This is a genomic window from Bacillus sp. 7705b (assembly GCF_002289525.1).
Classification (GTDB): Bacteria; Bacillota; Bacilli; order Bacillales; family Bacillaceae; genus Bacillus; species Bacillus halotolerans.
Map to the genome: position 1 here is coordinate 1 of NZ_NSDH01000001.1, position 16,477 is coordinate 16,477.

Sequence of the window (16,477 nt, forward strand, 5' to 3'; positions counted from 1 at the left end):
CTTTGTGTGCCTCTCTCGAAGCGACTACTTAATAGTAACATTTATAGTTAACTAGGTCAACACTTTTTTAAAAAATGTTTTCATCTAGTAATGTCCATGTCTTTTAAAAGACAACAGAAATGATTATACCATAAATCTTCTCACTGTAAAGAGTTTTTGATATAAAAAAGCGCAGCTGGTATAGCCGCGCTTTTTCTTAACTTTCTTGTGTCTCTTCTTGCTCATTTTCTTCATTATCATCGTTTTTCTCAACTAATGCGACTGTGGCCACATGCTCTTGTTCCGCCATTCTGATGAGACGTACACCTTGAGTTACGCGTCCGGTAGTTGAGATATCATTGATATCCATTCTGATCAGTACACCGCTGGCAGTAATAATCATCAGATCCTCTTCACCTTTGGTAGCTTTCACCGCTACTAAATGGCCGTTGTTCTCCGTGATTTTACATGTTTTCAGTCCTTTTCCGCCTCGGCTCTGAGTTCTGTATTCTTCAGCCGGAGTTCGTTTACCGTAACCTTTCTCGGTCACGATAAGGACATCAGATTCTTCCTCTAATATTTCCATGCCGACGACAATATCGTCGTCAGTAAGGGTGATGCCTTTTACGCCTGCCGCTGTTCTTCCCATTTCCCTAACATCTGTTTCAGAGAAACGAATCAGCAGGCCGTTTTTCGTTCCGATGATGATTTGTTTTGTGCCGTCAGTAAGCCGGACACCCATTAATTCATCATCTTCACGCAGGCTCAGCGCAATTAAGCCGTTGTTACGGATATTAGCAAACTGAGACAGTGAAGTGCGTTTTGAAACCCCATGTTTTGTTGTGAAGAAGAGATAGAGATCTTCTTCGAATGCAGTGACTGGGATTATTGCGTTAATCCATTCACCTTTTTCTACCTCCAACAGATTGATAATCGGGATTCCCTTAGCGGTTCTACCGTATTCAGGAATTTCATACCCTTTTGAACGATACACTTTCCCTTTGTTGGAGAAGAAGAGAATCGTGTCATGTGTTGAAGTAGAAATCAGATGTTCAACGAAATCATCTTCGTTTGTCCCCATTCCCTGAACGCCTTTTCCTCCGCGCTTTTGACTGCGGTAAGTCGAAGCAGGCAGACGTTTGATATATCCGTTATGCGTCAGAGTGACAACGATGTTTTCTCTTTCGATGAGATCTTCATCTTCAATTGTTTCAAGGCCGGCAGTAACAATCTCAGTGCGTCTTTCATCGTTGAAACGCTCTTTTATTTCTGTGAGCTCTTCACGGATGATCTCAAGCACTTTTTCTTCATTGGCCAAGATTTCTTTAAGCTCTGCAATTAATTTAATAAGGGATTGGTATTCTTCTTCAATCTTTTCTCGTTCCAATCCTGTTAAACGCTGGAGCCTCATGTCTAGAATAGCTTGGGCTTGTTTTTCGGTCAGCGAGAATTGTTCAATTAACCCTGTTCTCGCAATTTCAGCCGTTTGAGAGTTGCGGATAAGGGAAATAACTGCATCAAGATGATCGAGGGCAATCCTTAATCCTTCCAAGATATGCGCTCTTGCCTCTGCTTTACGCAATTCATAAGCAGTACGGCGTCTGATAACAACTTTTTGGTGATCTAGATAATGCACCAGGCATTGCTTTAAATTTAATACCTTCGGCTCACCGTCAACAAGCGCCAGCATGTTAATCCCGAAGGAAGTTTGCAGGGCCGTTTGTTTGTAAAGATTGTTCAGGATAACATGCGCATTGGCATCTCGTCTGATTTCAATAACAATCCGCATACCGTTACGGTCAGATTCATCACGCAAATCAGTTATTCCTTCAATTTTCTTATCTCTGACAAGATCAGCAATCTTCTCAATTAGACGCGCTTTATTCACCTGATAAGGGAGTTCTGTTACTAAAATTCTTTCTTTCCCTGATGAAGTTTCTTCAATTTCTGCTTTTGCCCTAATCGTAATAGAACCTCTTCCGGATTCATATGCCTTGCGAATTCCGCTTCTGCCTAAAATTTGTCCGGCAGTCGGGAAATCCGGTCCAGGAATGAATTCCATCAGCTCTTGGATTGTTATGTCCTTGTTCTCGCTTACGGCAAGCACTCCGTCAATAATTTCTCCAAGCTGGTGCGGCGGTATATTTGTAGCCATTCCGACTGCAATACCGGCTGCTCCATTTACAAGCAGGTTTGGGAATCTTGACGGCATGACAACAGGTTCTCTCTCTGAACCATCATAGTTATCTTGATAATCAATCGTGTCTTTTGTAATGTCTCGCAGAATTTCCATGGCGATCTTAGACATTCTGGCTTCGGTGTACCGCATCGCAGCGGCTGAGTCTCCGTCTACAGAACCAAAGTTTCCGTGACCGTCCACCAGCATATAACGGTAGTTGAAATCCTGCGCCATTCTGACCATAGATTCATATACCGCTGAATCACCGTGAGGATGGTATTTCCCGATAACTTCTCCGACGATACGAGCCGATTTTTTATACGGCTTGTCACTCGTCATGCCTAAATCATTCATCGCGTATAAAATCCGTCTGTGAACCGGTTTTAAACCGTCACGCACATCCGGAAGCGCCCGGGATACGATAACGCTCATCGCATAATCCAAAAAGGACGTGCGCATTTCCTGACTGATATTTATTTCACGAACTTTTGGTGTGTTTTGTTCACTCATTAAAAAACCTCCCTGAAGTATCACATGAAATTATGTGGGAGTAGATTGTCCATTATGATCTTCAATACGATTTCACTATTCTCCATTATATCAATAAACTTATACTTATACACATTAAATTACTAGAATATATAGGTTTTACAAGAATTCCTGCGTCCTGTCCTATTCAGAAAAAAGCCTTATTTCTTATTGGAAATAAGGCTTTGTATTATTAGATATCGAGATTTTTTACGTATCTCGCATTTGCTTCTATGAAATTTCTGCGCGGTTCTACTTTGTCTCCCATCAGCATTTCGAAAGTTTCATCCGCATCCATTGCATCCTCTAGAGTCACCTGCAGAAGCGTTCTTGAGCCCGGGTCCATTGTTGTCTCCCAAAGCTGGGTGGCATTCATTTCACCGAGACCTTTGTAACGCTGCAATCCAGGCTTAGGCGTTTGAGGAAGAGTTTGCAACAATTCCTCAAGCTGCTTGTCATTGTATGCATATTCAACACGTTTACCCTGCTGGACTTTGTAGAGCGGCGGCTGCGCGATGTACACGTAGCCATTTTCGATAATCTGACGCATATATCTGTAAAAGAACGTCAACAGCAATGTTCTGATGTGCGCGCCGTCAACGTCGGCATCTGTCATAATGACGACTTTGTGATAACGGGCTTTTTCCAAGTTGAAATCTTCCCCGATACCTGTGCCGAGTGCAGTAATCATAGAACGAACTTCGTTGTTAGAAAGAATTTTATCAAGCCTTGCTTTTTCAACGTTTAGGATTTTACCTCTTAGCGGCAAAATGGCTTGGAAATGCCTGTCACGTCCCTGTTTTGCAGATCCTCCGGCAGAGTCACCCTCTACGATATATAACTCGGAGATGCTCGGGTCTTTCGAAGAGCAGTCCGCTAATTTACCGGGAAGGTTTGAAATCTCCAAAGCGCTTTTGCGGCGCGTTAATTCACGCGCTTTTTTCGCAGCCATTCTTGCTCTTGCTGCCATTAAACCTTTGTCAACGATTTTTTTTGCCGCATCTGGATTTTCCAGCATAAATGTTTCCAACGCCGCAGAAAATAACGTATCTGTGATCGTCCGCGCCTCTGAGTTGCCTAGTTTTGTTTTCGTTTGGCCTTCGAACTGCGGATCCGGGTGTTTGATCGAGATAATCGCGGTAAGCCCTTCTCTCACATCATCTCCGCTTAAGTTTGGATCATTTTCTTTTATGAGTCCTTTTTTTCTGGCGTAATCATTGATGACACGAGTCAGCCCCGTTTTAAAACCAGCTTCGTGGGTACCGCCTTCGTACGTGTTGATATTGTTTGTAAATGAGTAAATATTGCTTGTGTAGCTGTCATTGTATTGCAGAGCGACTTCAACCGTAATGCCGTCCTTTTCGCCTTCAATATAAATCGGCTCTTCATGGACAACTTCTTTGGAGCGGTTTAAATACTCTACATAGCTTTTAATTCCGCCTTCGTAATGATACTCATTTTTGCGCTCTTGGCCTTCACGTTTATCTTCAATCGTGATGTTTACGCCTTTTGTCAAAAAGGCTAATTCGCGAACACGGTTAGCAAGCAGATCATATTCATACTCAGTTGTTTCCGTGAAGATTTCAGGATCTGGAACAAAGTGTGTAGTCGTTCCTGTATGATCCGTTTCGCCAATAACTTCAAGATCAGAAACCGGGACACCGCGGTTATAGACTTGGCGATGGATTTTTCCGTCACGGTGAACAGTCACATCAAGCTCTGTTGATAACGCGTTAACGACCGAGGCACCTACACCGTGCAAACCTCCGGACACTTTATATCCGCTTCCGTCAAATTTTCCGCCGGCGTGAAGCACAGTCATAATGACTTCAACCGCAGGACGACCCATTTTCTCATGAATACCGACTGGAATCCCGCGGCCATTATCAATTACCGTAATGCTGTTGTCTTTTTCAATTTGGATATTGATATCTGTACAATAACCGGCCAGGGCTTCGTCAATACTATTGTCGACAATTTCCCATACCAGATGGTGAAGGCCTTTACTGTTGGTTGAACCGATGTACATCCCCGGTCTTTTACGAACAGCTTCCAATCCTTCTAGTACCTGTATCTGATTTTCATCATAACTATTTTGCTGCTGTTCCATAGCCACGTTATTCACCTACACTTTTCTTAAACAATATATTCGTTATAAAAAATCACTAAGAATCTATTTCAACCATAAATTGCGCACGTTTTTTTAATGTGCTGGAAGATAAGGGAGAGTAATATATATTCTGAACCGTGACTACGATAGATTTGGGTGTGCCGTTTACGGAAGGCACCAGCTTGTGTTTCTGTTTTTCCAGAAATTCTTCAACAATTGGCGACATGTTGGCTTTAAAATCAAAAATGCCAATAATATCGCGTGTTGAAACCACAAAATCATCACCTAAATGAATATACAATTGCCCACCTCATTTCTTCACTTCACTAACGTACCGTTTTGCACACGGAACATTCCTGCTTGCCGTAAGGTTTCGTGATCAATGCCATCAACGCTTGTCGTTGTGACAAACGTTTGTACACGGCCCTGGATGGTATGAAGCAAGTGCGATTGGCGATAATCATCCAGCTCACTCAGCACATCATCCAATAGTAAAATGGGATATTCTCCGATTTCTTCATGGATCAGGTCAATCTCAGCCAGCTTAAGGGATAATGCCGTCGTCCGCTGCTGTCCTTGAGAACCATACGTCTGCACATCGCGTCCGTTCACATAGAAAAGAACATCATCCCGATGAGGTCCAGACAGCGTGACGCCGCGCTCGATTTCTTTTTCTCTTAATTTAGAAAACGCTTCTTGATAGCTATCTCCTATTTTCGACAAGTCTTCAGGATCTGATACCTCAAGCGCCGTATGGTACTTCAGCGTCAATTCCTCAAGCCCTCTTGAGATGCCCGAATGGATAGGCTGCGCCCATTTTTCGAGCTGTGCCGTGAACTGCAGACGTTTTACGACGACTTTTGCGGCAACTTCAATAAGCTGATCAGTCAGAACATCAAGCATTGTTCTGTCAGTTTGTTTTCTTGTTTGCAGCTGCTTCAAAAAATGATTTCGCTGGGAAAGAATCTTCTGGTAAAGAGAAAGGTCATACAGGTAGACGGGAGAAACTTGGCCGATTTCCATGTCAAGAAACCTCCGTCTCACTTGAGGGCTTCCCTTTACAAGGTTTAAATCTTCCGGCGCAAACATGATGGTGTTGAGGGCGCCGACATACTGGCTGAGCTTTTGCTGTTCGATATGATTGACCTTGCCCTTTTTACCCTTTTTGGAGATGACGAGCTGCATCGGGATCGCCCCGTTTTGCTTCATCACTCTTCCCTCTATTTTAGCATAGTCTTTGTCCCACCGGATAAGTTCTTTGTCATTTGAAGTCCGATGCGATTTTGCCATGGACAAGACATAGATCGCTTCCATGAGGTTTGTTTTCCCCTGAGCATTTTCTCCAATGATCACATTTACTTTATTTTCAAATTGAAGTTCAGCATGTTCATAGTTGCGGTAAGATGTCAGTTCTAAGTTCTGGATATACAATCAGTGTCACCCGCTTTAATTGACGACTTGAAATGAACCAAATCCTTCAATCTCTACCACATCTCCAACATACAGCTTTCTGCCGCGGCGATTGTCCGGCTCATTGTTCACAAGCACTTCATGCTCGCTCAAAAACCACTTTGCCATGCCGCCTGACTGAATCACATCGGCTAATTTCAGAAATTGCCCGAGTGTAATCATCTCTGTATCAATAGAAATCGGATTTGCCATTATATCGACCTCTTTCAAATATCACTAATATCTAATTGTACTAAAAAAAAACGAATTAGGGAAAGGGAAAACTTGACGGAGCAGATTACGAATAGAAAAGCTGCCGAGCAGGTCGGCAGCCGTATATCGGATTAATAGGTTCTGACAGGGAGGATAAGCTGTACGATTGTTTCATCATTCGGCGTGCGAATTAAGAAAGGTCTCATAGCTCCTGTAAAGCTTACACGTATCTCTGCTCCTTCAAGCACCTTTAATGCATCCAGCATATATTTTGGACTAAATGAGATATTTAATTCCTCACCCTCGATTTGATCTGCAAGAACCGCTTCCACCACTTTTCCGATTTCAGGTGAATTAGAAGAAATCTCAATTGATTCAGCAGGTTTTGCAGAAAGCTTCACCACGTTATTGCGTCCTTCTCTGGCTAATAAAGATGCACGATCAATCGCCTGAAGGAATTCTTTTGTGTTCACAATGATTTCTGTCTTGCTCTCTTGCGGAATAAGGCTGGTTGTATCCGGATAATTTCCATCCAGCAGGCGTGAGAAGAACAAGACGTTTTTTGCTTTAAACAGAACCTGGGTTTCTGTAATGACGATATCTACAAGTTCTTGGTTGTCATCCAAAATCTTGCTGAGTTCAGTTAAGCTCTTACCCGGAATCACGACGTTATAGGATCTGTCTTCTGAAATATCAAGTTTCGCTTTTCTTAAAGCTAAACGGTGGCTATCCGTTGCAGTGCATAATAATTCACTTTTCTCCACTTTCCAGTTTACACCTGTCAAGATAGGGCGTGTTTCTGAGGTGGACACCGCAAACACTGTTTGTCTAATTAGGTTTTTTAATAAATCCGTAGGAATCTGAATCGCATGATGCTCTTCAATCTGCGGCAAGTGCGGATACTCATCGGCATCAAGCCCATTTAGGTTAAATTCGGCTTTTCCAGAGCGGATAATCGTCAGATATTGATTTTGCACTTCGATTTCTACAGTTGCCATCGGGAGTTTTTTTACAATCTCACTAAAGAAGCGGGCTTGTAATACAATGCTGCCTGGCTGTTCAATCGTAACGATTTCTTTATCTCCTTCTTCTTTTGGAATAAAAGACTCGATGGAAATATCTGAATCGCTTCCAGTAAAAGATACCCCTTCATCTGAGGCAACGATCTTAATACCGGTCAAAATCGGAATTGTAGTTCTGGATGAAACTGCTTTTAATACATCTTGGACACTTTCAACAAGACGATCTTTTTGAATCGTAAATTTCATTTTTATCCTCCTAACGGATAATGTTTAATATATATATTTTTTTAAAAAAAGTAGTAGAAGTAATAGTAGGGCTTGTGGATTTGTGGATAAGTTGTGAAAAAGACAGGAAACACAGCCTATCCACATGTGGACAGACTGTGCATGACTTTAGAAAAGTTATTCACACTTCTCCCGATTTATCCCCGGTCCTATTATTTAAGCTGTTCCTTGATTTCTTTTACATGCTGCTGAAGCTGTTCATCATCTGCCAGCAGTTTTGAAATTTTTTCATGCGCATGAATAACGGTTGTATGGTCACGTCCTCCGAATTCCTCTCCGATTTTAGGGAGAGAGGAGTCAGTCATTTCTCTCGATAAGTACATAGCGATTTGACGCGGGAATGCTACCGATTTTGTCCGTTTTTTTGCTTTGAAATCCTCAAGCTTAATATTGAATTGCTGGCCTACTACTCTCTGAATTTCTTTTATTGTAATCACTTTCGGTTTTGAGGAAGGAATAATATCTTTTAATGCCTCAGCGGCCAGATCGGCATTAATATCTTTATTAATTAAAGATGAATAAGCAACGACCCTGATTAACGCCCCTTCCAGCTCCCGAATGTTGCTGTCGATTTGATTTGCGATATAAAGCATAACCTCGTTCGGAATATCCAAGCCTTCCGCTTTGGCTTTTTTTCTTAAAATCGCAATTCTCGTTTCTAAATCAGGAGGCGTGATATCTGTAATCAGACCCCATTCAAATCGTGAACGCAATCTGTCTTCAAGTGTCGGAATTTCTTTAGGCGGTCTATCACTTGAAATGACGATTTGTTTGCTTTCTTCGTGCAGCGTGTTAAAAGTATGGAAAAATTCTTCTTGCGTTTGTTCTTTCCCGGCTAAAAATTGAATATCATCTATCAAAAGCACATCAACATTTCGGTAGCGATTGCGAAAATCAACTGCTTTATTATCTCGAATAGAGTTGATGAACTCGTTAGTAAATTTCTCAGAAGACAGATAAACCACTTTGGCAGAAGGATTATGATCTATTACATAATGGCCGATCGCATGCATTAAGTGTGTTTTCCCTAAGCCAACGCCCCCGTAGATAAATAAAGGGTTGTATGCTTTTGCAGGTGCTTCCGCTACTGCCAGGGAAGCAGCGTGAGCGAATCGGTTTCCAGATCCGATGACAAAAGTATCAAAAGTATATTTTGGGTTGAGCATATTTTGAGGAAAATCAGATGTATCTTCTTTTACTGCTTTTTTGACTTGCGGTTTTGGCATAAAGTCTTCGACATCTTGATTTTGAGGAATGACAAACTTAATGCTCAATTCTTCCCCGGTTAATTCATATATAGTATCTGCAATGAGATGCAAGTATCTGGACTCCAGCCAGTCTCTGGCAAATTCATTAGGAGCGGTAATTGTCAATGTATCTCCTTGCAGTGAGTGGGCTTTCGTTGATTTCATCCAAGTCTCGAAACTCGGTTTGCTCAATTTTTTTTCGATTTGAGCAAGGGCTTGGTTCCACAGGTCTAATATATTTTCCATCTTCCGGCACGTCCCTCCTTTTCTAAGAAAATAACGTCTTTTCCTGTTATAGAACACAAAAAAAGAGCAAATGGCGGTAACCATTCGTACACATTAAATGTTGAGAACATATAATATAGTAGATAAATAGCTTTTCGACAAATTTCACAACTTGTGGACAACTTTCTACACATGCTGTGTGAAATCAATCCACATCTTATCCACAGTTTGTGGATAAAGAGTGAAAGCAAGATTAGTAATCAAGAGTTAAAACACAAATATAATACCAAATTAAACGAGAGCTTGCAATGGCTGTCACAATCTTATCCACAAAGCGGACAACCTGTTGAAAAAAATTGTCCACAGGAGTTGGCAGTGTGAAAATGTTGTCGATAACCTTTGTGGATATTGAAAAAAGGGAAAAAAGATATCCACATCATGAATTTTCAGCTCATAATGGTCATTTGAATCTGATTTTTTTCGTTAAATTCAGGAATCTGAAAAAATAAGGTTTCGAAAGTCGAGAAGGTATGGTATCCTATTATGGTTGCAAGAAACAAAAGCACTAGTGAAGTTGACAATGAATAGGTAACGCAAATATAATAAGTAAGACTGTCTTTAACAGCTATTCCTCGAGGGAGGTGTCATAAATGAAAAGAACATTCCAACCGAATAACCGTAAACGCAGTAAAGTTCATGGCTTCAGAAGCCGTATGAGTTCAAAAAACGGTCGTCTAGTTTTAGCGCGCCGTCGCCGCAAAGGCAGAAAAGTATTATCAGCTTAGGCCACTGAATAATGTCAGTGGTCTTTTTTCACTTTAAGGGAAAAGATATATGTGATGTGTATGAGCAGGGGGATCTCCCCTGTCTCTGCGTATCTCATTTTCAAATAAAATTAAAAGTTTCTGCCAGCCAGTATCGGAGTGAGTCAATTTGAAGAAGCGAAATCGTTTAAAGAAAAATGAAGATTTTCAAAAAGTGTTCAAGCATGGCACATCAGTAGCGAATCGCCAGTTTGTCTTATATACGCTTGATCAGCCTGAAAACGATGAGCTGCGCGTTGGTCTTTCCGTCAGCAAAAAAATTGGCAATGCAGTAATGCGAAATCGGATAAAACGTTTGATCCGGCAAGCTTTTCTAGAAGAGAGAGACAGACTGAAGCAAAAGGATTACATTATTATCGCTAGAAAACCAGCAAGTCAGCTGACATTTGAGGAAACGAAAAAAAGTCTGCAGCATTTATTCAGGAAGGCCTCATTATATAAGAAAACTTCGTCAAAAAAGTAGATGCCACTGCTTTCTTAAAACTTTTAAAAGCGCTTCCTTTCTGGTTGATCAGAAAAAGACACCATTTAAAACTGAAAGATGCTAAAATACATACAAGTATGTTTTGTAATAAGAGAGTGTAAAGAATGATTATAGGAGGAAATGTTGTTGAAAAGGAGAATATGGTTGCTATTAAGTATGGTCGGCGTATTCATGCTATTGGCTGGATGCTCGAGTGTCAAAGAGCCGATCACTGCAGATAGTCCGCATTTTTGGGACAAGTACGTAGTATTTCCATTGTCTGAGCTCATTACGTATGTTGCGAAATTGACGGGAGACAACTATGGACTGTCAATTATTATTGTTACAATTTTAATCCGTTTATTAATTTTGCCGCTGATGATCAAGCAGCTGAGAAGCTCGAAAGCGATGCAGGCTTTACAGCCGGAAATGCAAAAGCTCAAAGAAAAATACAGCTCAAAGGATCAAAAAACGCAGCAAAAACTTCAGCAGGAAACAATGGCTTTATTTCAAAAGCATGGCGTCAACCCATTGGCAGGGTGTTTCCCGATTTTAATTCAAATGCCGATTTTAATTGGATTCTACCATGCGATCATGAGAACACAGGCGATTTCAGAGCACAGTTTCTTATGGTTTGACTTAGGAGAAAAAGATCCTTTCTATATTCTTCCGATTGTTGCCGGTGTTGCCACTTTCGTACAGCAAAAATTAATGATGGCGGGCAATGCGCAGCAAAATCCGCAAATGGCAATGATGCTTTGGATTATGCCGATTATGATCATTGTGTTTGCGATCAACTTCCCGGCGGCGCTTTCTCTTTATTGGGTAGTCGGTAACTTGTTTATGATTGCGCAAACTTTCCTCATTAAAGGGCCTGATATTAAAAAAGATCCTCAGCCGCAAAAAGCCGGAGGAAAGAAAAAGTGAGGAATGTGACTGCTGCAGGGCGAAATGTCGATGAAGCAGTACAGTCCGGATTACGAGAACTGCAATTAACGAAGGATGAAGTTGAAATTACCGTTATTGAAGAGGGAAACAAAGGTTTTCTTGGTATATTCGGCAAAAAGCCGGCAATCGTGAAGCTGGCTGAAAAATTTGATCCGATTCAGGAAACAAAGATGTATCTTGAAAGAATTGCCGAATCCATTGCCGGAAAGTCTGATGTGACTGTAAAAGAAAGCAAAAAGGCAGTGAGTTTCCATATAACGGGTGAAAAAGCGGCATTGTTAATTGGAAAAAGAGGACAAACCTTAAATGCACTTCAAACTTTGACCCAGCTTGTCCTTAATCGTTATTCAGATCAGTATTTAAATGTGACGGTAGATGCAGAAAACTACCGTTTGAAAAGGAAAGAGACGCTGAGTCAGCTGGCTGTGAGACTGGCAGACCAGGTTTTGAAAACGAAAAAAGATGTTCATTTAGAACCGATGCCGTCCAGTGAAAGAAAAATCATTCATGATGCTCTTTCCAGATATGCAAATCAGCAGATCGAAACGTATTCAATGGGTGAAGGCGAAAATCGCCACCTCGTTATTTCCCAGAAAAGATAACATAAAACCGAAGTCCGGTAAAAATCGGAACTTCGGTTTTTTTGTATAGAAAAATCTATTTTTCCTTGTATTATCAAGCTTTTTCCGTTTAAGTTTTTCCTTTTTAGGTGTATCCTGTTGATAAAAAGGAAGTTCAGGAAATAAAATTAATTGTTATTCACATGTGGATAAGTTAAAGTAATAAGGGATGAATTTCTAAGTCTGTGGATAACACATCTTCCACTTCGAACCAAACTATGTTATCTTTTAGTTTTGGCATAATAAAATATTTTTTTATATAGATGAATGAGAGTATAGAAAAGAGAGGTGAACAACATGGATACAATTGCTGCCATTTCTACACCGATGGGAGAGGGTGCGATTGCTATTGTGCGGCTGAGCGGACCGGAAGCAATCCAGATTGCCGACAGAATGTATAAAGGGCCGAAAGGGAAAACGATCAGTTCGGTCGAATCACACACGATTCATTACGGCCATATTGTAGACAAACGTACGGATCGGGTCGTGGAGGAAGTAATGGTATCGGTGTTAAAAGCACCGAGAACTTTTACACGTGAAGATGTTATAGAAATAAACTGCCACGGGGGAATTGTGACAGTAAACCAAGTGCTCCAGCTCGCCTTAAGAGAGGGAGCGAGACTGGCGGAGCCTGGTGAATTCACGAAACGCGCGTTTTTAAATGGGCGAATCGACCTTTCACAGGCGGAAGCGGTGATGGACTTAATCAGAGCGAAAACGGATCGGGCAATGAACGTCGCTATGAATCAAATGGAAGGGCGTCTCTCTGCTTTGGTGCGCCGTTTACGCGATGATATTTTAGAAACGCTGGCCCATGTTGAGGTAAATATAGATTATCCGGAGTATGATGATGTAGAAGAAATGACACATCAGCTTTTAGTTGAAAAGGCAAGCTCCGTTAAAAAAGAAATTGAGGCGCTGCTTAGAACATCTGAGCAGGGCAAAATTTTGCGGGAAGGTCTTTCTACTGTCATTATCGGCCGTCCGAATGTCGGAAAGTCTTCTCTTCTTAACAGCCTGGTTCATGAGGCAAAAGCTATTGTTACTGATATTCCGGGTACGACACGGGATGTGATTGAGGAATACGTAAATGTAAGAGGTGTTCCGCTTCGTCTTGTTGATACTGCAGGTATTCGTGAAACAGAGGATATTGTTGAACGAATAGGTGTTGAACGCTCTCGTCAGGTTCTGAAGGCAGCAGACCTGATTTTACTTGTGCTTAATTATAGTGAAGGGCTTTCTGAAGAAGACGTAAAGCTTTTTGAAGCCGTTGAGGGAATGGACGTCATCGTCATTATGAATAAGACTGACCTCGAGGCGAAAATTGACATAGAACGTGTACGCGAGCTGGCCAATGGACGTCCTGTTGTAACGACATCTCTTCTAAAAGAAGAAGGCGTTAATGATTTGGAGGAAGCGATTCAATCACTGTTCTATACAGGTGCTATTGAAAGCGGAGATTTAACGTATGTCAGCAATACACGCCATATTTCAATTTTACAGGAAGCAAAACGCGCCATTGAAGACGCGCTTAGCGGCATCGAACAGGATGTCCCGATCGACATGGTGCAGATTGATCTTACAAGATGCTGGGAGCTTCTGGGCGAAATCATTGGAGACGCTGTCCATGAAAGCTTAATTGATCAGCTCTTTTCACAGTTCTGTTTAGGAAAATAAATAAAGGAGGAACTAGAATCATGGGGTATGAAGCAGGCCAATACGATGTGATAGTGATTGGCGCCGGGCATGCCGGTGTTGAGGCTGCCCTCGCATCAGCACGTCAAGGCGCCAAAACGCTTGTCTTGACCATCAACTTAGATATGGTTGCGTTTATGCCATGTAATCCGTCTGTCGGCGGCCCTGCAAAAGGGATTGTCGTCCGCGAAATTGACGCGCTTGGCGGAGAAATGGGCAGAAATATTGATAAAACGCATATTCAAATGAGAATGCTGAATACAGGAAAAGGTCCTGCTGTCCGTGCGCTGCGTGCGCAAGCAGATAAATTCCAATATCAGCATGAAATGAAAAATACGCTTGAAAAAGAATCAAACTTAACGCTGCTGCAAGGAATTGTAGAGCGTCTGATCATTGAAGACGGCGAGTGCCGCGGTGTCATTACACAAACCGGTGCGAATTACCGCGCGAAAGCAGTTGTTATGACGACAGGAACATATTTGAGAGGACGTATTATTCTCGGTGATCTTTCTTACTCAAGCGGTCCGAACAACCAGCAGCCTTCTATTAAGCTTTCTGAGCATTTGGAAGAACTGGGCTTCGACCTTGTTCGTTTTAAAACAGGTACGCCGCCTCGCGTCAAAAGCGACACGATTGATTACAGCAAAACGGAAATTCAGCCTGGTGACGAAGTGCCTCGCGCTTTCTCATATGAAACAGTTGAATATATCACAGATCAGCTTCCTTGCTGGCTGACATATACGAGCCCTGAGACACATGAGATTATTGACAGCAACCTGCACCGTTCACCGATGTATTCCGGTATGATCAAAGGTACAGGTCCGAGATACTGCCCGTCAATTGAAGATAAAGTTGTTCGTTTTAATGATAAACCGCGTCATCAAATTTTCCTTGAGCCAGAAGGCAGAAATACGCAGGAAGTTTATGTTCAAGGTTTGTCTACCAGTCTTCCAGAGGACGTGCAGCAAAGAATGCTTGCAACGATTCCTGGTCTGGAAAACGTTCAAATGATGAGAGCCGGCTATGCGATTGAGTACGATGCGATTGTACCGACTCAGCTATGGCCGACGCTTGAAACGAAAAAAATTACCAATCTCTACACTGCCGGCCAAATTAACGGAACATCCGGTTATGAAGAAGCTGCAGGACAAGGGATTATGGCGGGAATCAATGCAGGACGAAAAGCGCTTGGAAAAGAAGAAGTGATTCTAAGCCGTTCTGACGCCTACATTGGTGTTCTCATTGATGACCTTGTGACAAAAGGAACAAATGAGCCATATCGTCTTTTGACATCTCGTGCTGAATACAGATTGCTTCTTCGCCATGACAATGCAGATCTGCGTCTGACAGAAATCGGCCACCGTATCGGATTAATTTCTGATGAGCGATTTGCGGCTTTTGAAAAGAAAAAAGCGGCGATCGAAGCGGAGAAAAAACGTCTGCATTCTGTGATTATCAAGCCGTCTCCAGAAAATCAAGAATATATCCGTTCTCTTGGCGGAAGCGAATTGAAAGATGGAGTACGCGGCACAGACTTGATGAAACGTCCTGAAATGAACTATGAAACTGTGACAAAACTTGCGCCGCCAGAAGTGCCGGTTCCGCAAGAAGTGGCAGAACAAGTAGAAATTCAAGTGAAATATGAAGGGTATATTGAAAAATCCCTTCAGCAAGTGGAAAAACTGAAGAAGATGGAAAACAAAAAAATCCCTGATCGAATTGATTATGACGCAATTAAGGGGATTGCAACCGAGGCTCGTCAAAAGCTGAAAAACGTACGGCCTTTGTCTGTTGCCCAAGCTTCCCGTATTTCCGGTGTGAATCCGGCAGACATTTCAATTCTATTGGTATATTTAGAGCAGGGCCGCATTGCGAAGATAGCCGAGTAGAAAGGATGACGGCATGAATATTGAAGAATTCACTTCTGGACTGGCGGAAAAAGGGATCTCCCTTTCTCCTCGTCAGCTGGAGCAATTTGAGCTGTATTACGATATGCTGGTTGAGTGGAATGAAAAAATCAATCTGACTTCGATTACAGAGAAAAAAGAAGTGTATCTGAAGCATTTTTATGATTCCATTACAGCTGCATTTTATGTCGACTTCAATCAGATGAATACGATTTGTGATGTCGGAGCGGGAGCGGGTTTTCCGAGTCTGCCGATTAAAATATGTTTTCCGCACCTTCATGTCACAATCGTAGATTCACTAAACAAACGAATAACGTTTTTAGAAAAGCTGTCTGAAGCTTTACAATTGGAGAATACGACATTTTGCCATGACAGAGCTGAAACATTCGGGCAACGGAAAGACGTAAGGGAAAGCTATGATATCGTGACAGCGCGAGCGGTTGCGAGACTATCTGTTTTAAGCGAGCTTTGTCTGCCTCTGGTTAAGAAAAACGGTTTATTTGTTGCTTTAAAAGCCGCATCTGCTGAAGAAGAATTAAATGCGGGAAAAAAAGCAATCACAACGCTTGGAGGAGAACTTGAGAATACCCATTCCTTTAAGCTGCCTATTGAAGAAAGCGATCGTAATATTATGGTGATACGCAAGATCAAAAATACACCTAAGAAGTATCCAAGAAAACCGGGAACTCCTAATAAATCGCCAATTGAAGGGTAATTTAGACAGCCTGATATGACAATACCATCATATTTTCTTCAAAATTAATGACGGTACAGCAGGAAAAA

14 protein-coding genes are annotated in these 16,477 nt (G+C 41.8%); 7 read left to right on the forward strand and 7 right to left on the reverse strand.

Features of this window, described 5'->3' with window-relative positions; translation table 11 throughout:
* Window positions 1-196: 196 nt before the first annotated feature.
* The 7 genes from gyrA to dnaA form a co-directional block, all read right to left on the reverse strand.
* Window positions 197-2,668, reverse strand: a complete 2,472-nt coding sequence (gyrA, locus tag CJU60_RS00005; RefSeq protein WP_024123585.1) for a DNA topoisomerase (ATP-hydrolyzing) subunit A — start codon at window positions 2,666-2,668, stop codon at window positions 197-199.
* A 211-nt stretch (window positions 2,669-2,879) separates the two neighbouring features.
* The gene (gene gyrB, locus CJU60_RS00010) at window positions 2,880-4,796 is read right to left on the reverse strand and encodes a DNA topoisomerase (ATP-hydrolyzing) subunit B (RefSeq protein WP_024123584.1); all 1,917 of its coding nucleotides are present in this window, start codon (window positions 4,794-4,796) and stop codon (window positions 2,880-2,882) included.
* Window positions 4,797-4,851: 55 nt separating this feature from the next.
* Window positions 4,852-5,097 carry an extracellular matrix regulator RemB gene (remB, locus tag CJU60_RS00015; protein WP_024123583.1) on the reverse strand — a complete coding sequence of 82 codons (246 nt, stop codon included), beginning with the start codon at window positions 5,095-5,097 and terminating at the stop codon, window positions 4,852-4,854.
* A 17-nt stretch (window positions 5,098-5,114) separates the two neighbouring features.
* Window positions 5,115-6,227 carry a DNA replication/repair protein RecF gene (gene recF / locus CJU60_RS00020; protein WP_024123582.1) on the reverse strand — a complete coding sequence of 371 codons (1,113 nt, stop codon included), beginning with the start codon at window positions 6,225-6,227 and terminating at the stop codon, window positions 5,115-5,117.
* A 15-nt stretch (window positions 6,228-6,242) separates the two neighbouring features.
* Window positions 6,243-6,458, reverse strand: coding sequence for a ribosome maturation protein RlbA (rlbA, locus tag CJU60_RS00025; protein WP_003219264.1), 216 nt, complete (start codon window positions 6,456-6,458; stop codon window positions 6,243-6,245).
* A gap of 131 nt (window positions 6,459-6,589) precedes the next feature.
* Window positions 6,590-7,726: a DNA polymerase III subunit beta gene (dnaN, locus tag CJU60_RS00030; RefSeq protein WP_024123581.1), complete on the reverse strand. Its 1,137-nt coding sequence runs from the start codon at window positions 7,724-7,726 to the stop codon at window positions 6,590-6,592.
* Between the two features lie 191 nt (window positions 7,727-7,917).
* Window positions 7,918-9,258 carry a chromosomal replication initiator protein DnaA gene (gene dnaA, locus CJU60_RS00035; protein WP_003242674.1) on the reverse strand — a complete coding sequence of 447 codons (1,341 nt, stop codon included), beginning with the start codon at window positions 9,256-9,258 and terminating at the stop codon, window positions 7,918-7,920.
* 629 nt (window positions 9,259-9,887) lie between these two features.
* Here dnaA and rpmH point away from each other — a divergent pair.
* The 7 genes from rpmH to rsmG all read left to right on the forward strand — a co-directional run bounded on the left by rpmH (window position 9,888) and on the right by rsmG (window position 16,409).
* The gene (rpmH, locus tag CJU60_RS00040; RefSeq protein WP_003178075.1) at window positions 9,888-10,022 is read left to right on the forward strand and encodes a 50S ribosomal protein L34; all 135 of its coding nucleotides are present in this window, start codon (window positions 9,888-9,890) and stop codon (window positions 10,020-10,022) included.
* A gap of 148 nt (window positions 10,023-10,170) precedes the next feature.
* The gene (gene rnpA, locus CJU60_RS00045) at window positions 10,171-10,524 is read left to right on the forward strand and encodes a ribonuclease P protein component (protein ID WP_024123579.1); all 354 of its coding nucleotides are present in this window, start codon (window positions 10,171-10,173) and stop codon (window positions 10,522-10,524) included.
* Window positions 10,525-10,665: 141 nt separating this feature from the next.
* Window positions 10,666-11,451, forward strand: coding sequence for a YidC family membrane integrase SpoIIIJ (gene spoIIIJ, locus CJU60_RS00050; protein ID WP_081638392.1), 786 nt, complete (start codon window positions 10,666-10,668; stop codon window positions 11,449-11,451).
* Complete coding sequence (gene jag / locus CJU60_RS00055; RefSeq protein ID WP_024123578.1) at window positions 11,448-12,074, forward strand: RNA-binding cell elongation regulator Jag/EloR; 627 nt, start codon at window positions 11,448-11,450, stop codon at window positions 12,072-12,074. Before spoIIIJ ends, jag begins: the two co-directional genes overlap by 4 nt.
* Window positions 12,075-12,389: 315 nt before the next feature.
* Window positions 12,390-13,769, forward strand: coding sequence for a tRNA uridine-5-carboxymethylaminomethyl(34) synthesis GTPase MnmE (mnmE, locus tag CJU60_RS00060; RefSeq protein ID WP_095712543.1), 1,380 nt, complete (start codon window positions 12,390-12,392; stop codon window positions 13,767-13,769).
* A gap of 20 nt (window positions 13,770-13,789) precedes the next feature.
* Window positions 13,790-15,676, forward strand: coding sequence for a tRNA uridine-5-carboxymethylaminomethyl(34) synthesis enzyme MnmG (gene mnmG / locus CJU60_RS00065; protein ID WP_095712544.1), 1,887 nt, complete (start codon window positions 13,790-13,792; stop codon window positions 15,674-15,676).
* Between the two features lie 13 nt (window positions 15,677-15,689).
* Complete coding sequence (rsmG, locus tag CJU60_RS00070; RefSeq protein WP_024123575.1) at window positions 15,690-16,409, forward strand: 16S rRNA (guanine(527)-N(7))-methyltransferase RsmG; 720 nt, start codon at window positions 15,690-15,692, stop codon at window positions 16,407-16,409.
* Window positions 16,410-16,477 lie beyond the last annotated feature (68 nt).